Below are 21,489 nucleotides of genomic sequence, written 5' to 3' on the forward strand. Positions count from 1 at the left end.
ATTAATCTAATTTATTGATGTAGTATTTCGGGTATTTACTCGCTACAAAGGTAAATTGATTTTTTGATAATGGCTGATTGGTTTTAAAAGAATTAACGGTTAAAGTTGTTTTTGTTCCGTTTTTTCCAGTTTCAATCAAATTGTAGATGTGTTTTGTCTGAACGTCAATACCTAACAAAATTTCTTTTCTTTGGTCTTTTCCGCTTGTAGGAACTAATTTGATGTATTGAATTTTTCTTCCTTTTACATTCTGAACAATGTCCATGTTGTATTTATAGCCAGAATTGAAGAAAGTAAGCATTTTTGAAGGAGTGATAGCGTTATCATCTTTCTCGTTTACTTTAGAAATAGTAACTTCTTCGTCTTCAGGAACAATTGTGTAGGTTTTCTGACCGTCAAAAATTTTGGTAACGCCCATAAAATTCAAAACATATTGATTTCCTTTCATCGTTACGTTTCCTTTACTGTCTTGATTGATATTTTCTTTGGCATTATTCAAAGAATATTTAAAATCGATAACAATATTGTCGTAGCTCTTTATTTTAGAAGTCACTTCGTTCAATAAATCTTTCGCTTTTTTATCTTGAGCCTGAATAGAAGTGAAGCTCAAAAGCAAAATAACTGCCATTTGAAAACACTTTTTAGTCATGTTTGTGATAGAATTGTTGTTGATTTCTTGAATTTTTGCTTTCATGATTGGATTAATTTTGTTCATTATTAAAAAATTGATCAAGAGCATTTAAATCTAAGATGTTTACACTGCGTGCTTTACTGCCTTCAAACGGACCAACAATTCCTGCTGCCTCAAGTTGATCGATCAAACGACCAGCTCTGTTGTATCCTAATTTTAATTTTCGTTGCAATAAAGAAGCAGAACCTTGCTGAGCATTGACAATAATCTCTGCCGCTTCTCTAAATAAAGTATCTCTTTCGGAAATATCTATATCAAGATTAATGCCACTTTCTTCTCCAACGAACTCTGGAAGCAAATAAGCTGTGGCATATGCTTTTTGTCCGCCAATAAAATCGGTGATTTTTTCAACTTCCGGTGTGTCAATGAAAGCACATTGCACACGAATTACATCGTTTCCGTTTGTGTATAATAAATCTCCTCGTCCAATTAACTGGTCGGCTCCTTGTGTGTCTAAAATCGTTCTAGAGTCAATTTTAGAAGTTACTCTAAATGCGATTCTGGCAGGGAAATTGGCTTTAATTAAACCGGTAATAACGTTTACCGATGGTCTTTGTGTTGCAATAATTAAGTGAATACCAATGGCACGGGCTAATTGAGCCAAACGAGCAATTGGAACTTCAACTTCTTTTCCTGCAGTCATAATCAAATCGGCGAACTCATCGACAACCAAAACGATGTAAGGTAAGAATCGGTGGCCGGCTTCTGGATTTAATTTTCTAGACTTGAATTTATCATTGTATTCTTTAATATTACGAACCATCGCATCTTTTAATAAAGAATAACGATTGTCCATTTCGGTACAAAGTGAGTTTAAAGTATTGACAACTTTTGCGTTATCAGTAATAATAGCATCTTCAGTGTCAGGAAGTTTAGCTAAATAATGCCTTTCGATTTTGTTAAAAAGCGTAAGCTCTACTTTTTTCGGATCGACCAAAACAAATTTTACTTCGGCTGGATGTTTTTTGTATAATAGCGAAGTTAAAACCGCATTTAATCCAACCGATTTTCCTTGTCCTGTTGCTCCAGCCATCAATAAGTGAGGCATTTTAGCAAGATCGACAACAAAAGTTTCGTTTGAGATGGTTTTTCCTAAAGCAATTGGCAGTTCCATTTCGGCCTCTTGGAATTTTGCAGCTCCAATAACGCTTTTCATAGAAACCATAGTAGGGTTTTTGTTCGGAACCTCAATACCGATCGTACCTTTTCCTGGAATTGGCGCAATAATACGAATTCCTAATGCTGATAATGATAAAGCAATATCATCTTCTAAACTCTTAATTTTAGAAATTCTGATTCCTGCTTCTGGCACAATTTCATATAAAGTAACCGATGGTCCAACGGTTGCTTTGATTTGTGCAATTTCAATTTTGTAGTTACGAAGTGTGTCTACAATCCTGTTTTTATTTTCTTCTAATTCTTCCTGATTGATTGTAATTCCACCAGTCGAATATTCTTTTAATAAATCAATGGTTGGGAATTTGTAATTGGATAAATCCAGAGTTGGGTCAAATAATCCGAAATCGGCAACTAGGCGAGAAGCTAAGTTTTCTTCGATTATATCTTCTTCTTCTGCTTTTTCAATTACAAAGGCTTCATCAGGAGAAACTAATGGTAGTTCTTGTTTTGGGGTAATTGGCTTTAAAACTGGATTCAACTCAATTTCTGATGAATGAGAAATAGTTGGTTTTAAAGCTTCTTTGTTAAGTTCGAATTGCGTGTCAACTGTTTTGATGTGGATATCATCTATTTCAGGGTCGCTTTCAATTTCTTCTTTAATAGCAAATTCTTCCAGATTATAAGCGCTTTCAGGCTGATTTACAGCTGGTTTTAACTTGTCTAATTCTGATTTGAATTCTTTTTTAGTAGAATCAAAATACGATTGGATTTTTTCTGGCGATAATTTGATTTTGAAGATCAAATAGATAATTAAACCAAAAAGCAGTGTAAGCAGTGTACCTGTTTTTCCAATATAATCTTGAAGGAATAAATTTAATTCGTAACCAATTGTTCCTCCAAGTTCTGGTGCAGAAGTAGCGAAGAAACCAAATAGTACAGAAACAACGATAATAGCAAAAATGTCCCAGAACCAAGTGTTTTTTAGTTTTTGGGTCGAAAGCTCCAGTGCTAAAAACATTCCGGTAAGGAAAAACAAACGTACAAAAATGAAAGAGGCAAGTCCAAAACCTCTATAGATAATTAAATCGGCAAGATAAGCTCCGAATTTTCCGAGCCAGTTTTCAGCAACTTCGGCACGATCACCGAGCTGATTTACGACACTTTGGTCATTTTGCCATTGTCCGTTTACATAAAAAGAAATAAATGCGACCAATAGTGCAATAGAAAAAAGTACCAAAAGACAGCCTAAAACAAATCTTTGCTGTTTAGACATCTTAAATGATCTTTTAACTCCTTCCTGTTTTTCGTTTTTTTTATCTACAGTTTCTTTTTTATTTTTTGCCATTCTTGCGTTTTCCTTTGCCTAAATAAATTTTGGGATATAAATAATCAAGCCTATTGCAATTGCAGTCATTGCGGCAAAAAATACCGCTCCGGCAGCAATATCTTTAATAAAACCGATTCGTTTGCTGTAATCAGGATGGATAAAATCGGCAATTTTTTCAACTGCCGTATTTAATCCTTCAATGCTTAAAACCAAACCAATGGCCAGTGTCTGACACAGCCATTCGGTTTGAGAAATATGAAAATAGAATCCAGCAATTGTCATGATAATTCCCAGAGAGAATTGTACCATGATGCTGTGTTCTGTCTTAATCAATTTTACAGCTCCGTTAAAAGCATAAGTCATACTTTTTAATCGACCTGTAACAAATGTATTATCTTTTTGAAACTCCATTTAGAGGAAAATATTATAGTGCTGCTAAAGCTGCTTCGTAATTTGGTTCGTTTGCAATTTCTGCAACTTGTTCTGTGTGAACGATTTTTCCATCAGCATCAACAACAATGATTGCTCTTGAGTGTAAACCTGCTAAAGGCTCGTCAACGATTTCTAATCCGTTTGCTTTTCCAAAAGCACCAGTTTGAAAATCTGATAAGTTTACTACATTTTCTAAACCTTCAGCACCACAAAAACGTTTTTGAGCAAAAGGTAAATCTCTAGAAATACATAAAACAGTTGTGTTTTCTAATCCGCTTGCGCTTTGGTTGAATTTTCTAACAGATGCAGCACAAGTTCCTGTATCAACACTTGGGAAGATATTTAAAACTAATTTTTTACCAGCGAAAGTGCTTAATGTAGCAACTGATAAATCGTTTTGAACTAATTTGAAGTCAGCTAATTGCGATCCAACTGCTGGCAATTCGCCTAATGTATGAACTGGATTTCCTCCTAATGTGATAGATGCCATGATTTTTGTTTAAAATTAATGAGGCTCAAAAGTAAGGATTAATATTTGAATCTAAAAGTATTTGTTATGGGTTTAAGGAGAGATTAAGATAGGTTTTTTGGGGCTACAAATTCAAGAATTTTTTTTAATATTTTAGATTTTAGAGGGTAGATTTTAGATTTAGTGTGATTGCGAGTTTACCTTTGTCAAAGTTTTAAACTTTGACAAAGGTTTGATTTTGTTAGTAGAGCTACTTGTGTGGGCTTCGACTTCGCTCAGCCTGACAAAGATTTCGAGAAACTGCGACTGAATACTGTAAACTAAAAAAAGCGTCTCCAGATAGAAACGCTTTCTCAGCTTTGTTTTTTTATTTATCCTTTGGGAGGAAGCCGATTTACTTATCGATTGATCCTAAAACACGTTTCATGAACGTATTTAAAGCTTCTTTTTTATCTGTTCCTTGAGCAACCAATTTTTGCACTTCAAGGGCGCCATACATATTCGAAATCAATTCGCCAATTACGTCTAATTCTTCGTCTTTAAGAGAAGAAATTTCAGTCATTGCTTCTAGAACTTCGATCGTTTCAATGATGTAATCTTGATCGTTTTCTTCGATGAATTGCGTTAAATGTTTAATTACTGGTAATTTCATAGTTTAGATTTCTTAGATTTTTAGACTTGCTTAGACTTGCTTAGACTTCTTAGACTTTCTATGATTTTTTTTACAACATCTAAGTTGTCTTAAAATCTAAGTAAGTCTAACGATCTAAAATTAAGCAATTGCGTTTACCAAGTCAATTAAAACTTCTTGTTTGTTGGTTTGCGTTTCGCCAACTAATTGTCCGTTTACGAAAGTTGCAAATGTTGGCAAGTTGCTCACATTAGCTAATTTTCTTGATTCAGGAGAATTTTCTGCATCAACCAAAACAAAAGTAATAGCTTCATTTTCTGTTGCTAGTTTTTTAAATTTTGGTTTCATAATACGGCAATTTCCACACCATGAAGCTGAATATTGTACTACTACTTTTTCGTTTTTAGCAACTAAATCTGCTAACGTATCTTCGTTTAAGTCGATTAACATAATTTTCTGTATTTAAATTCCAAGTTTATAAATTCCAAATTCCAAATCTTACGATTGAACTTAGAAAATCTAAATTTTGAAAATATTATTGATTTTTTGAGAGAGAAAAATTCCAAATCCCAATTGGAATTTGGAATTTTAAAAATTTGGAAATTTTATTTCTTAGTTAGCGCTTAAGTATTCAGCTGTACTGATTCTGTCTGCAGACATAGCTTCTTTACCAGCTTCCCAGTTTGCAGGACAAACTTCACCTTTAGTTTGGATGTGAGTGTAAGCATCAACCATTCTTAAGTATTCGTTTACGTTACGTCCTAATGGCATATCGTTTACGCTTTCGTGGAAGATTTTTCCAGTTTCGTCAATAAGGTAAGTAGCTCTGTAAGTTACGTTTGAACCTTCGATGATAACTGAATCTGTATCTTCGCTATAGCTTGTAGATTCGATATCAAGAATACCTAAAATGTTAGCTAAATTACGGTTTGTATCAGCCAAGATTGGGTAAGTAACACCTTCGATTCCACCATTGTTTTTTGGAGTATTTAACCAAGCAAAGTGAACCTCGTTTGTGTCGCAAGAAGCACCAATTACGATAGTATTTCTTTTTTCGAATTCTGGTAATGCAGCTTGAAAGGCGTGTAATTCAGTTGGACATACAAAAGTAAAATCTTTTGGGTACCAAAATAAAAGTACTTTTTTATTGTTGTTTACTGCTTCTTCAAAAATGTTGATTTTTAAATTGTCACCCATTTCTGAGATAGCATCTACTGCAATACTTGGGAATTTTTTTCCTACTAAAGACATAATATTCGTTTTACGTTAAAAATTTATTTGGTGCAAAAGTAGGGCATAAGTACAGGTTCTTACAATAAGATGTGATTATAAAAATTTATAAGTTGATAAATTTTGACTATTTAATAATTTAAGTTATTGAATATCAATATTTACTGGTAAAATGCCATTGAAACTATTTTTTTCTAAAAATTGAATTCCTGCTGTTTTTTGAAATTCTTCAAAATCTTGATACGCCTGAATTAATCCCGAAGCCTTTTTTAGATTCGGAATAAGTGGTAAAACGTACGGGTTTCCAAAAACGAAAACAATGCATTTTTTGGTTTGCAGCAAATCAGAAAGTAGTTCTAAAACTTCATCGCTTACTTCGAAATTATTTAATGGTTTTGCTTTTGGAACAAATAAGGAAATAATGATCGTGTCAAATTTCTCTAACTCACTTTTGATAGAATTGATATCTGAAGTTTCTAAACTTTCAAAGGCAAATTCTGGTGAAGCTAATTTTGCATTTAAAGTTTTGAAGAATGTATTATCGGTATTTTTATATAAACTCAGTTTGGCTAATTTATTGTTTTTCTGCGCTTCAAACGCTAAATCTGAAGTGCCATTATCAATTATTTTTGTAATTGCATTTTGAGCGATTTCAAGATTTAATTGAGATGTTTTTTCGAAGTTTAATTGGCCTGAAATTGCAGTATTTCCAGAAAGGATTCCTGCTTTTTCTTTTGCTTTCATGATTCTATTATAACTTTCGAAAATACGGTCTGGAGAAGCATTTTTATAAATCGCTTCAATTCCTTCGGGAACATTTTCTGCGAAACATAAAACATCATTTCCAGCATTGAAAGCTTCCCATTCTAATTGGCCTTTTGTTTCGTACAATTTAGAAACGCTGTGCATATTTAAAGCATCAGAAATTACCAAGCCATCGTAACCTAATTGATCACGCAAAAGATCTTGAATAACGGCTTTTGATAAAGTTGCAGAAGTATCTTTTCCGTCATTTAAACTCGGAACGGCCAAATGTCCAATCATAATCGAATCAACATTATTTTCAATTCCTTTAATGAACGGATACAATTCGTTTTCCATTAATTCTTCCAGCGTTTCTTTTAAAACAGGTAATCCCAAATGCGAATCAACATTGGTGTTTCCATGTCCGGGAAAGTGTTTCAGACAGCCTAAAACGCCAACTTCAGACATTCCTTTTAAATATTCAATCGAAAAATCGGCTACTTTTTCTTTGTTTTCACCAAAAGAACGATAGCCAATTACAGGATTGTTCGGGTTATTATTGATGTCTGCCAAAGGCGATAAATTATACTGAATTCCAGCTGCTTTTAAATCTAAACCAATTTGTTTTCCAACTTCGTAAATTAAACTTGATTTGTTTTCTGGTAAAGCGCCAAGCGTAATGGCATACGGATATTGTGGTGTTTTTTCGATACGCATTGCTAAACCCCATTCTGCATCAATACTGATTAAAAGTGGAGTAGAAGCTGCTTTTTGATAACGAGCAATAAGTACTTTGATTTTTTCGTAACTGTCATCGTTAAAAACAACTTTTTTCTTGCTTTCGTAATTGGTTGCAGCGCTAGCACGGCTATGGAAAAAGGTCAATCCGCCAATATTGTATTCTTTGATTAAACGTTCCGTTTCCTGAATATTTTCTTCGGTATCGTTGATGAATACTGCTGGAAAGAAAAATTGTCCTATTTTTTGACGTAATGCTTCTGCTGTAATTTTCATTATTATAAAGTCTTTTTCATGCAAACACTATTATCCATTTTCTCGTAAGGTGGATAATTGGGAATTATGGTATAATTTAATTTTTGATATAAGTTGATGGCTTCGGGCTGATTTTTTCCAGTTTCGAGAATAGTATAAATATAGCCGACTTCTTTTGCCCAGATTTCTAATGCTGCTAAAACTGCCGATGCAATACCTTTTTTTCTAAAATCAGGATGAACATACATTCGTTTGATTTCTGTTGTTGCTGGTTCCTTTTCGCGAAAAGCGCCGCAGCCAACAGGAATTCCGTTTTCATAATACACGAGCACATGTTTTATCTTATCCGTTTTGTTGAACTGATTGTAAAACGCATGATCTTCACCGTCTCTAATCGCCAAATCTTGATCTAATAAAGCGACCAGATTTATAAAATCGATATCGTCTGAATTCGTACGTTTTAAAGTAACCATGTCAAATAAATTTAGTTATCTTGTTTTTACCATTAAGGCATTAAGTTCATAAAGCTATGGCTTAAATTGCTTAATCTATTCGAGGTAAAAAAATTAAGCTTAGCGCCTTAGTTTTACTTTATTCTCTTCTTTTCAATAAGAAAGTTCATAAAGCTTGGCTTAAATTACTTAATGTCTTAATGGTAAAAATTATTTCAACTTTGCTTTCTTTTGTTTAGCCAATTGTTTTTTGGTTTCAAGCGCTTTTTCCAATCTGTTTTTAAAACGGAAAAGCTTTGGTAGTCCTTCTAATCGGTCTTCAATGGTGATTATTTCGTAAACCACAATTGCTTTTTCTAAAACGCGGATTTCATTGTCCAGATCGTTTTCGTTTTTGTAGATCGTTGCCAATCGATCATAAGGGTGATTTCCTTTGAAGCCTTCTGCAACATTTTCTTCATACAACTCAATCGCTTTTTCTAGATTTCCATTTTTCTCGAACTCAGTTCCTTTCAGATTGCGTTCGTTCTGCAAATTCTCATTGATTTCCATAGGTAAAGTTTGATTTGGGGGTTAAACTTCTTCTGATTTCTTCCCAAAATCTTTTGGGAAAGTTAAAAAACGTGATAAAATAAGACCTGGAATAGTAGCTAAGAAAACCCAAATAAAGAAGTTTTGATAGCCTAAAAATTTCTGAATATAACCGCTTAACATTCCTGGAAGCATCATTCCTAATGCCATAAAACCAGTTGCCAGTGCATAATGTGCTGTTTTTGATTCTCCTTCGGCAACATGAATTAAATACATCATGAAGGCGGTAAAGCCAAAACCGTATCCGAATTGCTCTACAATTACAACGGCATAAATGTAATAAATTGATGTAGGATGAAAGAAAGCCAATAATATAAATCCTAAAATTGGAAGGTGCATGGCCAAAAACATAGGAAACATCCATTTGGTCAATCCTTCTTTTGAGATTGCAATTCCGCCTAAAATACCTCCGATTGTTAAGGCTGCAACTCCGCAAGTTCCGTAAATGATTCCAACCGCTTCGGTGTCTAATCCCATTCCGCCTAATTCTTTTGGATCAAGTAAAAACGGACTTAGCATTTTAAGCAATTGAGATTCTCCTAATCTGAAAACCAAGATAAAAGTTAGAATTAAGCCAATTTGTTTTTTCTTGAAGAAACTGACAAATATGGTTCCGAAACTTTGATTTGGTGTTTCCTTGTGGTTTTTTACTGCATTAACTTCATTTTTTGGTGTAAAAATGAAATTATAAACGGTAATGAAAGCCATTAATAAACCAACACAAATCATGGTATAAGACCACGCCTTTGTATTGTCTCCAAATTTATGTTCTAAATAACCTGCAAAAAGTACTACCAATCCGTTTCCTGCCAGCATTGAAAGTCTGTAAAAAGTACTTCTAATACCAATAAAGAAAGATTGCTTGTCTTCTGGCAAAACCAATAAATAAAAACCATCGCTGGCAATATCATTAGAAGCCGATGCAAAAGCGGCAACCCAGAAAATGGAAAGTGTCATGATAAAAAATCCGTTGAGCGGAATGGTGAAACCAACCAGCAGAAAGGCAATCGAAATGATTAATTGCATCAGCAGAAACCATTTTCTTTTGGTTCCGATTAATTCGATAAGCGGACTCCAAAGCGGTTTAATAACCCAAGGCAGATAAAGTAAACTGGTGTAAACACCAATATCTTCATTTGTAATTCCTAGATTTTTGTACATAATTACCGAAACAGAGATAATTATAGCATAAGGTAATCCAGAAGCGAAGTTAAGAAGCGGAATCCAAAACCACGGTTTATTATCTGTTTTCATTTGGCTGAGCTGGTATATAGTTTTTTAAAGGCTTTTTTAAATCTATTGCAGTTGGAGAACTTTCGTTGGCATAATAATCAATAAAAGTTACAGCGCAAGCTTTGTAAAGATTCAGTTTTCCGGCCGCTATTGCGAAAGTAATTTTTCCGTCAACTTCTTTAACCGTTACTTTTTCGATGATTTTTGTGGCATCGTTTATGTCAATTTTGGAAACATGGTCGCCTCCATAAACCACCATGTAACGGACTTTCGTATTCAGCGGACTTTGGAAAGTGAAATTATATTTAATGCTGTCTTTACTGTATTCTAATACTTTTGGCGTATCGATAATGACGTGTCTTAAATTCGGAACTGCAGCTGGAAGTGCAGGATATTTGTATTGATTTTCTTCTAAATGGCGAACCACATCGAAGTTTTTCCCCATGAACCATTTTGAGCTGAAATAAGCGCTACCTGATACATTTTTGAAAGTTCTTAAGAAATCAATTTGAGTTGGAATTTCGGTCATATAATTCCAGTTTTTATCGCCGTCAGCTCTAATTTTGTATGTAGCGTGACCGATATAAATAGCGGTATTATTCGAATTTTCAGACCACCATTTTACCAATTTAGAATAGGAAGCCCTCGGATTATTCATACTCCAATACAATTGAGGTAAAATATAATCGATCCATTTTTGATCCATCCATAACATCGGATCTGCATACAAATCGTCGTAGTTAGATGTAGATTGTGTTTCAGAACCTTTTGGATCTTGAGATTTATTTCTCCAAACCCCAAACGGACTAATTCCGAATTGAACCCAAGGTTTACTTTCTTTAATTGTATTTGAAATAGAATGTACAAAGTTGCTCACATTTGCACGACGCCAGTCAGCACGGCTTAAACCTGAGCCATATTTTTGGTAAGAAGCATTGTCGTTAAACACTTTTCCTGGAACAGCATAAGGATAGAAATAATCATCAAAATGAACTGCATCGATATCATAGTTATCAACGACTTCTTTTACGACTTTGGTTAAATGCGCCTGCACTTCTGGCAATGCAGGATCGTAATAATATTTTCCGCCGTATTCAATCATCCATTCTGGATGTTTAAAAAGATCGTGGTTTGGACTTAAAAGATTTTTATTCAAATCGAAAGTCGCACGATACGGATTCAGCCACGCATGAAATTCAAAACCTCTGTTATGCGCCTGTTCAATCATCCACGCCAATGTATCGTAATAAGGGTTTGGAGCCAAACCTTCTTTCCCAGTCAAAAATCGAGACCAAGGTGCAAATTCTGATGGATAAATAGCATCTCCAACGCTTCTAACCTGAACAATTACAGCGTTGTAATTCAGTTTTTTATAAGCCTCTAAAATTTCAAGATAATCAGCTTTTTCTTTTTCTACATTATCTGTACTTGTTTTCGGCCAGTCAATGTTTAGAACCGTTGCAATCCAGACACCTCTGAATTCGTTTTTAGGATGCATGTTTTTTTCCTGTGCATTAGAAATCGAAGTAATGAAAAATGAAATTAAAAGAAAGAATATTAAGTGCTGATTTTTATGCATTTCAATGTTTTTTAACAGGAATCAAAAATAGTTTTTTTTCCGCCACGAATTCACGAATTATTTTTTTTAATGATTGTGTGTTTTTCCGCCACGAATTGTTTTTTTAGGATTGTGTATTTTTTCGCCACAAATTCACGAATTATTTTTTAATGGTTGAAAATAATCCAATCAGTATAATCCGTGTAATTAATCGCGCTTATTTCGGATAGATTAGCGCTAAATTCGTGAATTTGTGGCTATAATTTTAATCAGGAAACGAAATTTTCCCCATTGTTACCGATGGAATTCCTTTGCTGTTTCCAAAATTGTAATCTCCTCCAGAAACGGTTTCGTTGGCCAAAAGCGCAAATAAAACAGCTTCTTTGGCATCACTTAAAATGCCCAAATCGTCGCTGGTGTGAAACTGGCAAGGCAATAATTCCTTTAGCCATTTTACCAATAACGGATTATTCGTTCCGCCTCCAGACATATAAATATGAAAATCTTCTGCTGGAATAGGAGTGTTTTTTATGGTGAAAAAAATCGCTTCTGCAATAGTTTCAGCACTTAAACGCGTTAAAGTCGCTAGCAAATCTGATGCCGAAATATTTTCTAAGCCACATTTTACCAAAGCCGACTGCACAAAATCGAAATTAAACAGCTCTTGACCAATTGATTTTGGAAAGCTTTTTTGGAAGAAATCATCTTTTTTAAGTTCGTTTAAAAGCTCTTGATTTATAGTTCCTTGTTGTGCAATTTCAGCATCTTTATCATAGCTTTTTTCAGGGAAATAATGTTTGGTAAAAATGTCGATTAACGTATTTGCGGTTCCAGTATCGGTTACAAAAACTTCCTCGGCGTTTAGAGGGGCTGGGAGATAAGTATAATTCCCGATGCCGCCCATGTTGAGCATGATTCGGTTTTCGCCTTTTTTGCCGAATAATAAATAATCGCCATAAACCGCCAAAGGAGCGCCTTCGCCACCCGCTGCCACATGTTTTTGTCTGAAATCTGAAAGTGTGATAATTCCCGTTTTTACTGCAATATGATCTCCGTCTCCAATTTGCAAAGTTGCGTTTGGAAATTTTTCCTGCTGATGCAAAAACTTCGGAGCGTGTAAAACGGTTTGCCCGTGAGAAGCAATTAAATCTACTTCGCTTGACGAAATATTCCATTTAGAAAGACAATCATTAATCATGTTGCTGTGCAATATTCCGATCCATTCGTTTAACAAAGCTAAATGCTGAAAATCGATTGTTTTTTTTGCAAATACTTTTCTAATCTCGTTTTTAATGTCTTCAGAATAAGAAATCGTTTCAAATTCTAGGATTTTCACATTCGTATTTTCGCCAGAACCCGAAATAGCGCACAAAGCAATATCAAGTCCGTCGAGAGAAGTTCCAGACATTAAACCCAATATTTTTCGGGTTTCTTTTTGAGCTATAGTATAGAGTGCGGTTATGTTTTTATTCATTTAAAATGAGGTTTTATAGTAGTCAGTTTATTGATAACGCTAAAATGGGATTATTTCGGATATAAATTTAGAAAATTGTGAAATTTTATTTTAAACACATAGAAACATAGTTTGTTTTACGGTAAAAGGCGTTTAGCTTGTTTAAACAAACATAACCAGTGGTTTCAACCACTGGAAACGTATCGTAAATTATATTGTGTTCCAGTGGTTGAAACCACTGGCTATATTAAAAAAATGTGTTTAAACAAAATGATAACTAGCAGATAAAACTTACATCTCTTTTTATATATTTGCCCATAACCAATTCAAAAAAAATACACCATGATTGTTATTCTAGGACTTATCGTATTCCTTCTTATTGTTGGAATTGTCATCTACAATTCACTTATCGGAAAAAGAAATCAAGTTACCAATGCGTTTTCGGCGATTGATGTAATGTTGAAAAAACGTTTCGATTTGATTCCGAATCTTGTTGAAGTTGTAAAACAATACACAAATTACGAACAAAGCACATTAACTAAAATCGTTGAGCTTCGTGCTAGAGCAACTTCTGGGAATTTAACAGATGAAGAAAAAGCGAGTTTAGATACTGAATTAAGTTCGGCTGTAAAAGGTTTGATGGTAACAGTAGAAAATTATCCTGATTTGAAAGCCAATATCAATTTCTTAAATCTTCAAACAACTTGGACAGAAAGCGAAGAACAAATTGCAGCAGCAAGAAGAACTTATAATGCTTCGGTAACAGATTATAACAACGCCATTATGATGTTTCCTGGTAATATGTTTGCGGGAATGTTGGGTTACACTAAAATTGATGTTTTAGAAACACCAGAAGAAGAACGTAAAAATATTAGTGCAAAAGAACTATTTAATAATTAATGGATTCAGAAATAAATTCGAAAGCAAACTTGCAAGACATTCTGAATAGCTTAGAAGTTGATCGAAAAAAAATAGCCGAAACCTATCAAACCTGTTACATTTTAATTGGACTTGCAGTGTTGATTTTGGTTATTGGATTAATCATTCGATTTGTTCCTTTGGGGATTATTGGCTGTTTGGTTCCTGTAATTATTGCCATTGTAATGTATTTCAGAATAGAAGACGATGCTGTAAAATACAAGTTGTCTTATAAAATGAACGTTGTTGGAGCGGCGTTAAAAGACATTAACGAGACGCTGACTATAACGCCGCAAAGCGGACTTCCAGAATATGAATTTATAAGTTCGGAACTTTTTACAACAAGACCAGATCGCTATAAAACACAGGATTTAATAAGCGGAATAGTCGATAAAACCTCTTTTTGGTTTGCCGAAGTTCACGCCGAGTATAAAACGGAAACTCGAACTAAAAATGGAACAAAAACAACTTGGCATACGATTTTTAAAGGAATTGTTTTTGTAGCTGATTTTAATAAAAATTTTAATGTTTCGACTGTTGTACGTCCAAAAGGTATAGCAGATGCCATTGGTTCATGGTTTTCGAAAAACGTTTTCAGTTTCGGTAACTCCGAGTTAGTACAATTAGAAAATACAGTCTTTGACGAAATATTTGTTACTTATTCTAAAAATCAAATCGAAGCGCGATACATTTTGACGCCTGCCATGATGGAAAGAATTTTGGATTTAAATAACAAATGTGATGAAACGATTTCGATCTCGTTTATACATTCTAAAATGTATATCGCTTTTCCGCTATCTCACAATTACTTTGAAGCACCAATTCATTCATCGCTTTTAGCTTCTGATTTACTTACTGATGATCTTTCGATTGTTCAGTTTATGCAGGATATTGTTCATGAATTGGATTTGAATACTAGGATTTGGGGGAAGGAGTAATTAAACTATAATGTTTATGAAAACAACTTTAGCTTATATTTTTCAATTTTTGTATTGGGTTTGGTTTGTTCTTTTTTTCTTTTACACCATAAGCGAGATTTTTAGACTTGCTCAGTCTCCTGTAGGTGAAGCAATCGTTTTTATGGGTGTTTCAACTTTGGTTTTATTTTTTGTTGGACTTTTTCTATATTTATTTACACTTACCGTTGAGATTCCAAACGAGATGAATAAATTTTTAAGATCAGGATCTCTTGTTTTTTGTGTTGTTTTGATTATAGTATTTTTTATTTTTATTCGGAATAATGGTGATTTAAAAGTTTATTATTAAATAATATAAAACCTCGATTTTTAAGTCGAGGTTTTTCTTTTTAAAGCTTTACTCCATCTCCAAATAAGGATTTAAAGTCTCAGCCAATTCATTGAGCCAGTAAAAGCTGTCTCTTAATTTGATGATTTCGCTTTGAAACGTTTCATGTTCGCTCAAAACGCATAAAGCGAGTGTGAAATTTACTTGTCTTAAAGTTTTAGCCATTTCTACAGGATCGATTCTGTCGTTGAAAAAATTCAAAAGCTTGATTTCGGTTTGTTTTGAAATTGTGTTGGTACTCATAAATGTTGTAGTTTTAGAAGTAAAAAACCCTTGTAGATTAGTGTTTCTAACGCCTACAACAGCGCTTACGGTCGTTTCCGATACCGCACACATAATACAAGGGCAAATCTTATTTCGTTCTTAATGTTGTAGTTTAAGAATTGTAAAAGTATCAAAAAAAACAACAAAAAGTAAGAAAAATAATATAATTTATTTGTTATTTGAAACGAGCTAAACGTGGAAAATCATCTCTGCATGGTAAATATAAAACGATATTTTGAGAAAAGGTAAACTCAAAGAGATTTCCACGCAGTTTGTCATTTCGACGAAGGAGAAATCTTCGTGCGCTGAGCACGCACTGTTGCGGAGTTTCTTGTGAAGATTTCTCGTTCCTCGAAATGACAAGATTGAGGAATTTGTGGTACAAATGTTTACCAATTACTTCTAATGAAACCAAGTGCCCTAGCCCTGATGGGAGCGGCATCCTTTTGTGGTGGGGTTCACCACAAAAGATATAGCGGACAGCAGGAATAGCTTCTGAAAAATATCTTATTTGATTGGCCAGCCAAATTTTAAAATATGTTGTATAAAGTCTTCGGCTTCTTTGTTGGTTTCGCTTACATAATCATACAAAGAAAAATCAACACTGGGTTCTTTTGTAACGGTTGCAAATTTGATGTTTTCATTTGAAAATTCGATTGCTAATTTATGTTCGAAATTTTCAGGAAAGCAATCAATTTCATAAAACTGAAATTCGTTGAAGGCTTCGTAAAAGGTTATTTGTGATCCAAATATGGTTTTTAAGTAATCCTTGAAATTTTCTACATTTATTTCTCCTGTATTAGAACGATCTTTTGATGCATTTTCTTGTTTTTTGTCAAATACAAAATCAGAGAAAAGTAATGCCGATAAGATAATATTTAGACACCAGACAGAACAGATAAACGAAAATCCATAATAATAAAGGTCATAGTCTTTTTTTATGTAGGTTATGCTAAAACTTGCGATGAAAATTAAAATGGTTATAAAACTTAGACTAGGAGTGGGTTTTAGATTAAAGCATAGTCTTAAAGTGATTAGTTGAATGGATAGATAGATAAGTAAAACTGCAAGAAAAGCAAAGACCTCGATTCCGAAACTGAATATTAGCATTACGAAATAAAAGAGACAAAATGCTAGACCTATGAAAAAGAACATAAAAGTCATGATTAGAAAATTGCGAATAAAATTTCTAAAAATACAAGAATGAAAAATGCCTAAAAAAGTGCAATAAATTACATAAGAATTAATAAAAGACCTATTTGTTATTTTGTTTTCGAGATAAGATGTTCCGAAAAATAAGAGCAAGTTTAGTAGTATTCCAAACAAAATAAAAAAAGAAATTCTTTTGAATAATTTGTCTGTTTGAATGTCAAAAAAATGATCTTTCATCTATATGTTTTTGAATTTGAAGATAATATTACGAATAAAATAAATAAGAAAAAAAATCTTAGACATTCTAAATCTTTGAATATCTATTTCAACACAAACTCATTGTAGGATTCTCTCAGAATTTTATAAAATGAGATGGAGTTGTTATATAAATTCCCAAAATAGAATCATTTTGCCCTGTGATATTTTTATCTTTGTGGTCTGAGTTTTTTCAGGAAATATTTTTATAAAAGCACATTTACATGTTGACCCAATCTCATTTAGAGCAATTAGCCACTAGTCTCGAAGGCACACTTTTATTCGATGAGCTTCATAAAACGCTTTATTCTACAGATGCTTCGGTGTACCGAATTAAGCCGAATGCGGTGGCAATTCCTAAAACGACTGAAGATATTGCCAAACTGATTCAATTTGCAGTAGAACATAATCTCTCGATTACGCCAAGAACCGCTGGAACTTCGCTAGCAGGACAAGCAGTAGGAGACGGATTGGTGGTGGATGTGTCAAAGCATTTTACAAAAATATTAGGTTATGATGCCGAAAAGAAAACCGTTACGGTTCAGCCAGGTGTAATTCGCGATGAGCTGAATTTATTCTTAAAACCTCACGGCGTATTTTTTGCTCCAATTACATCAACGTCAAACCGCGCGATGATTGGCGGAATGGTGGGAAATAACTCTTCAGGAACAACTTCGATTCGATATGGTGTTACGCGTGATAAAATTGCTGAGGTAAAAGCACTTTTAAGCGACGGTTCTGAAGTGGTTTTTAAAGACCTGACTTCGGCTGAATTTATCGAAAAAACAAAAGGCGATACTTTAGAAAATAAAATTTACAAAACGATTTACGACGAGCTTACTATAAAAGAAGCTCAAGAAGAAATTGTAAAAGAGTTTCCGAAACCTGAAATTCACAGAAGAAATACAGGTTATGCCGTTGATATTCTGCTGAAATCGGAATTATTTGGCGGAACAGAACCCACCATAAATCTTGGGAAATTACTTTGCGGAAGCGAAGGAACGCTAGCTTTTACAACCGAAGTGACGCTGAAAGTGGATGATCTGCCACCGCCTCACAGCATTATGGTTGTCGGACATTATCATACCATTCAAGAGTCTCTAGAGTCGGTTGTGGTGGCAATGAAACATCATTTGTACACTTGCGAAATGATTGACGATACGATTTTGGATTGTACCAAAACGAATCGGGAACACATTAAAAACCGTTTCTTTTTGGTTGGAGAACCAAAAGCAATTATGTTGTTTGAAGTCGCATCGCACACTTTACAAGATGCCGAAAAACAAGCCGATGCTTTGATTGCTGATTTAGAGCAAAACAATTTTGGTTACGCGCGAGTAAAAATCTACGGAAACGATATTGACAAAGCCAATGAATTGAGAAAAGCAGGTCTTGGACTTTTAGGAAGTATTGTAGGCGACGATAAAGCGGCAGATTCGATTGAAGATACAGCGGTAGAATTGAGCGATTTGCCAGCTTATATTGCTGAGTTTTCGGCAATGATGTTGCGTCACGGGCAGGAAGCGATTTATTACGCGCATGCGGGTGCGGGAGAATTGCATCTTCGTCCAGTTTTGAATTTAAAGAAAACCTCTGATTTAAAATTATTCAGAACCATTGCGACTGAAGTAGCGCATTTGGTGAAAAAATACAGAGGCTCGCTAAGTGGTGAACACGGAGACGGAATTGTGCGCGGAGAGTTTATTCCGTTCATGATTGGCGATAAGAATTACGAACTTTTGAAAAGAATCAAATTGGCATTTGACCCGAATTCGGTTTTGAATATTGGGAAGATTGTAAATGCTTTGAAAATGGATGAAAATCATCGTGTAATTTCGGGAAGAATTGAACCCGATATTAAAACGTTTCAGGATTTCTCAGATAGTTTAGGAATTTTGCGTGCTGCCGAAAAATGCAACGGTTCTGGAGATTGTAGAAAATTGCCTTCTGGCGGAGGAGCGATGTGTCCGAGTTATCGTGCAACGCGAAATGAAAAAGAAACTACTCGCGCAAGAGCCAACGCTTTGCGAGAATATTTGACGTATTCTGAAAAAGAAAACAAATTTGACCAGAAAGAACTATACGAAGTTTTTGAGTTGTGTGTAAGCTGTAAAGCCTGCGCAAGCGAATGTCCAAGTAACGTGGACGTAGCGACTTTGAAAGCGGAATTTTTATACCAATATCAAAAAGCAAACGGATTTTCTACTCGAAATAAGATTTTTGCCAACAATGCCAAACTGAACAAAATGGGAAGTAAATTCCCGTCGATTACGAATTTTATTTCGAATCAGTCTTTGGTTAAAAAAACTATGGGAATTGCGCCAGAAAGACAAGTTCCGTTATTGGCTAAAAAGACTTTTAGAAAATGGTATGCTAATAATAAACCGTCACAAACCGATTTTCCGAATGGAAGATTGTATTTGTTTGTAGATGAATTCACGAATTATTATGATGTCAATATCGGAATCGATGCTTTTGAATTATTGACGAAATTAGGTTATCAGGTTTTGGTTGTTGATCATGAAGAAAGTGGAAGAACGTATCTTTCTAAAGGATTTTTGGAAGAAGCGAAGAAAATTGCGAATCATAATGTAAGTGTTTTCAAAGATTTAGTTTTAGGAAACGCACCTTTAATCGGAATTGAACCTTCGGCTATTTTGACTTTTAGAGATGAATATCTTCGTTTAGCCGATGATAAAGAAGCTGCGGAAAAGTTATCTAGAAATGCTTTTACAATTGAAGAGTTCTTTAAAAAAGAAATCATAGATGGTAAAATCACAGCCGACTCTTTTTCAGAAGAAAGTAAAGAAATTAAGATTCATGGACATTGCCACCAAAAATCGTTGAGTTCTGTTGAGGCAACTTTTGCTATGCTGAATCTGCCAAAAAATAATACGGTTACAATTTACAATTCAGGCTGCTGCGGAATGGCGGGTTCTTTTGGTTATGAAAAAGAACATTATCAAGTGAGTATGCAAATGGGTGAGGATACTTTATTTCCTAAAGTGCGTAACACTGCCGAAAATGTAAAAATCGCCGCTGCAGGAACAAGCTGTCGCCATCAAATTTATGATGGAACGAAACGCGAAGCACAGCATCCGGTTAGTATTTTGCGTAGCTGTTTGAAGTAAATTAACCGTAAAGGTCGCAAAGAATTACGCAAAGAGCGCTAAGATTTTTTTGCCACAGATTAAAGGATTAAAAAGATTTTTCCAATCTTTATCTAGATAATTTTTCACGCAGATTTTACAGATTTAGGCAGATTTAATTTTAAACCAGAGATAACTAATAATCTGCGATTATCTGCTTAAATCTGTAAAATCTGCGTGAAATAAAAATCTTTTTAATCCTTTAATCTGTGGCAAAAAAAAAACTATTTCAAACTCACTTTCTTCCCAGTTTCAGCAGCCTTATAAATGGCATTAATTATTCGAACGTCTTTAATTCCTTCTTCTCCAGTAATATGATTGGGGAGTTTTTTGTTTGCTAAAATCACTTTACAAATCTCATCCATTTGGGTTTGCTGTTGGTTTATAACTGGAAAATTAAATGGTTTTCCATCAGATCTTTTGCCTACAAATCGAACCATAACTGACAGCAGGACTCATTTCAAAGAAACCTTCATCTGCGGCAGCGTAAAAACGATCAATTCCAAAACCACACGAACTGCTGCAATTGGCAACAGCGCCACTCGGAAATTCCATTTGCCAAGTGATATTTTCTTCAACTTGAGAAAACATATTTTTGTTATTGACATGTCCAAATTGTGCGGTAACAGCAATTGGTTCTTCGCCTAAAACATAACGCGAAACCTGAATACAGTAAATTCCTAAATTAATCAAACAACCGCCGCCTGCCGATTTTTTAGTCAGTCTCCATTCGTTGCGGGCGTTTAGATCAACAGGTTTATTTATGTCACGAACATCATAAGTACTATAACCGAGACCAGTTTCAATATAACGAACTTGTCCTAAGACTTTTTCTTGTCCCAATCGTTTTATTTCTAGATGATTTGGTTCGTAATGCAGTCGATATCCCATTGCCAATTGCACATTATTATCGTTGCAGGCTTTGATCATTTCTTCACAATCTTCAGCAGTAATAGCCATTGGTTTTTCGACAATAACATGTTTTCCAGCTTTTGCAGCGCGAACAGTAAATTCTTTATGAAGTGCGTTTGGAGTTACAACGTACACTAAATCAATGTCTTTGTTTTTTATGATTGAATCGAAGTTTTCGTAATTATAGATATTTTTTTCAGGAATATTATATTTCTTTTTCCATGCTTCAGCTTTAGAAGGCGTTCCTGTGACGATTCCTGCAAGCTGGCAATATTCAGAAACCTGAAGACCTTCAGCTAATAATGACGCATAGTTTCCTAAACCGCACAAAGCAATATTTAATTTTTTTCCGGTGTAAGGTTTGTGAACCTTTTCTGTTTCGGTAATAAAAGAAGGAAGTGTAGTCATCACAACCGAAGCGCCAACACCAAGTCCAAATTTATTTACAAAAGAACGTCTTGTGATTTTTTTCATAAAAATGATTCTTTAAAAATTAAATGCTACTTGTATTAGTAAGCTCATTTTGATAAATGTTACATTTGTGTTTTAAAATAGATTTAACTGCAAAGAGAGCAAAGAATTACGCAAAGTTCACAAAGATTTTATTTCTC

21 protein-coding genes are annotated in these 21,489 nt (G+C 34.3%); 4 read left to right on the plus strand and 17 right to left on the minus strand.

Annotated elements, in window-relative coordinates:
* Position 1: 1 nt before the first annotated feature.
* The 13 genes from ACPWTF_RS19075 to ACPWTF_RS19135 all read right to left on the minus strand — a co-directional run bounded on the left by ACPWTF_RS19075 (position 2) and on the right by ACPWTF_RS19135 (position 12,944).
* A complete protein-coding gene (locus ACPWTF_RS19075) occupies positions 2-694 on the minus strand; it encodes a LolA family protein (RefSeq protein WP_095931772.1) in 693 nt (230 codons plus the stop codon).
* Between the two features lie 7 nt (positions 695-701).
* Positions 702-3,155 (minus strand): DNA translocase FtsK, encoded by a 2,454-nt coding sequence (locus ACPWTF_RS19080; protein WP_427872529.1) that lies wholly within the window; start codon positions 3,153-3,155, stop codon positions 702-704.
* A gap of 18 nt (positions 3,156-3,173) precedes the next feature.
* Complete coding sequence (locus tag ACPWTF_RS19085; RefSeq protein WP_095931756.1) at positions 3,174-3,548, minus strand: diacylglycerol kinase family protein; 375 nt, start codon at positions 3,546-3,548, stop codon at positions 3,174-3,176.
* A gap of 13 nt (positions 3,549-3,561) precedes the next feature.
* Positions 3,562-4,059 (minus strand): thiol peroxidase, encoded by a 498-nt coding sequence (gene tpx, locus ACPWTF_RS19090; RefSeq protein WP_427872530.1) that lies wholly within the window; start codon positions 4,057-4,059, stop codon positions 3,562-3,564.
* 373 nt (positions 4,060-4,432) lie between these two features.
* Positions 4,433-4,690: a DUF6952 family protein gene (locus tag ACPWTF_RS19095; RefSeq protein ID WP_035684509.1), complete on the minus strand. Its 258-nt coding sequence runs from the start codon at positions 4,688-4,690 to the stop codon at positions 4,433-4,435.
* Positions 4,691-4,810: 120 nt separating this feature from the next.
* Positions 4,811-5,119 carry a thioredoxin family protein gene (locus ACPWTF_RS19100; protein ID WP_007805605.1) on the minus strand — a complete coding sequence of 103 codons (309 nt, stop codon included), beginning with the start codon at positions 5,117-5,119 and terminating at the stop codon, positions 4,811-4,813.
* 162 nt (positions 5,120-5,281) lie between these two features.
* Positions 5,282-5,920, minus strand: coding sequence for a peroxiredoxin (locus ACPWTF_RS19105; protein WP_012024184.1), 639 nt, complete (start codon positions 5,918-5,920; stop codon positions 5,282-5,284).
* 123 nt (positions 5,921-6,043) lie between these two features.
* Positions 6,044-7,657, minus strand: a complete 1,614-nt coding sequence (locus ACPWTF_RS19110; RefSeq protein ID WP_427872531.1) for a glycoside hydrolase family 3 protein — start codon at positions 7,655-7,657, stop codon at positions 6,044-6,046.
* Positions 7,658-7,659: 2 nt separating this feature from the next.
* Positions 7,660-8,109 (minus strand): GNAT family N-acetyltransferase, encoded by a 450-nt coding sequence (locus ACPWTF_RS19115; RefSeq protein WP_427872532.1) that lies wholly within the window; start codon positions 8,107-8,109, stop codon positions 7,660-7,662.
* 189 nt (positions 8,110-8,298) lie between these two features.
* A complete protein-coding gene (locus ACPWTF_RS19120; protein WP_095931751.1) occupies positions 8,299-8,640 on the minus strand; it encodes a hypothetical protein in 342 nt (113 codons plus the stop codon).
* 21 nt (positions 8,641-8,661) lie between these two features.
* Positions 8,662-9,933: an MFS transporter gene (locus ACPWTF_RS19125; protein WP_427872533.1), complete on the minus strand. Its 1,272-nt coding sequence runs from the start codon at positions 9,931-9,933 to the stop codon at positions 8,662-8,664.
* The gene (locus ACPWTF_RS19130) at positions 9,920-11,491 is read right to left on the minus strand and encodes a glycoside hydrolase family 10 protein (RefSeq protein WP_427872534.1); all 1,572 of its coding nucleotides are present in this window, start codon (positions 11,489-11,491) and stop codon (positions 9,920-9,922) included. The genes ACPWTF_RS19125 and ACPWTF_RS19130 overlap by 14 nt, the downstream gene beginning before the upstream one ends.
* A gap of 244 nt (positions 11,492-11,735) precedes the next feature.
* Positions 11,736-12,944: an anhydro-N-acetylmuramic acid kinase gene (locus tag ACPWTF_RS19135; RefSeq protein ID WP_427872535.1), complete on the minus strand. Its 1,209-nt coding sequence runs from the start codon at positions 12,942-12,944 to the stop codon at positions 11,736-11,738.
* Positions 12,945-13,265: 321 nt separating this feature from the next.
* Here ACPWTF_RS19135 and ACPWTF_RS19140 point away from each other — a divergent pair, with 321 nt between their 5' ends.
* The 3 genes from ACPWTF_RS19140 to ACPWTF_RS19150 are packed head-to-tail and all read left to right on the plus strand — an operon-like array spanning position 13,266 to position 15,107.
* On the plus strand, positions 13,266-13,823 hold the full coding sequence (locus ACPWTF_RS19140) for a LemA family protein (protein WP_427872536.1): 558 nt from the start codon (positions 13,266-13,268) through the stop codon (positions 13,821-13,823).
* Entirely contained in the window at positions 13,823-14,779 is a 957-nt protein-coding gene (locus tag ACPWTF_RS19145; protein ID WP_427872537.1) for a DUF3137 domain-containing protein, read from the plus strand. The genes ACPWTF_RS19140 and ACPWTF_RS19145 overlap by 1 nt, the downstream gene beginning before the upstream one ends.
* A 16-nt stretch (positions 14,780-14,795) precedes the next feature.
* Positions 14,796-15,107, plus strand: coding sequence for a hypothetical protein (locus tag ACPWTF_RS19150; RefSeq protein ID WP_427872538.1), 312 nt, complete (start codon positions 14,796-14,798; stop codon positions 15,105-15,107).
* A gap of 48 nt (positions 15,108-15,155) precedes the next feature.
* On the opposite strand, the gene ACPWTF_RS19155 is transcribed toward ACPWTF_RS19150, so the two are convergent.
* Positions 15,156-15,389, minus strand: a complete 234-nt coding sequence (locus ACPWTF_RS19155; RefSeq protein ID WP_427872539.1) for a hypothetical protein — start codon at positions 15,387-15,389, stop codon at positions 15,156-15,158.
* 528 nt (positions 15,390-15,917) lie between these two features.
* Entirely contained in the window at positions 15,918-16,565 is a 648-nt protein-coding gene (locus tag ACPWTF_RS19160; protein WP_427872540.1) for a hypothetical protein, read from the minus strand.
* Between the two features lie 476 nt (positions 16,566-17,041).
* On the opposite strand from ACPWTF_RS19160, the gene ACPWTF_RS19165 reads away from it, so the two are divergent.
* Positions 17,042-19,948 (plus strand): FAD-binding and (Fe-S)-binding domain-containing protein, encoded by a 2,907-nt coding sequence (locus ACPWTF_RS19165; RefSeq protein WP_427872541.1) that lies wholly within the window; start codon positions 17,042-17,044, stop codon positions 19,946-19,948.
* Between the two features lie 242 nt (positions 19,949-20,190).
* Here ACPWTF_RS19165 and ACPWTF_RS19170 read toward each other — a convergent pair whose 3' ends face one another.
* Complete coding sequence (locus ACPWTF_RS19170) at positions 20,191-20,331, minus strand: hypothetical protein (protein WP_427872542.1); 141 nt, start codon at positions 20,329-20,331, stop codon at positions 20,191-20,193.
* A 46-nt stretch (positions 20,332-20,377) separates the two neighbouring features.
* Positions 20,378-21,352, minus strand: a complete 975-nt coding sequence (locus ACPWTF_RS19175) for a Gfo/Idh/MocA family protein (RefSeq protein ID WP_427872543.1) — start codon at positions 21,350-21,352, stop codon at positions 20,378-20,380.
* Positions 21,353-21,489: the final 137 nt, after the last annotated feature.

The sequence above is a fragment of the Flavobacterium sp. MMS24-S5 genome, from assembly GCF_050320125.1.
In the GTDB taxonomy this organism is placed as follows: domain Bacteria; phylum Bacteroidota; class Bacteroidia; order Flavobacteriales; family Flavobacteriaceae; genus Flavobacterium; species Flavobacterium tyrosinilyticum.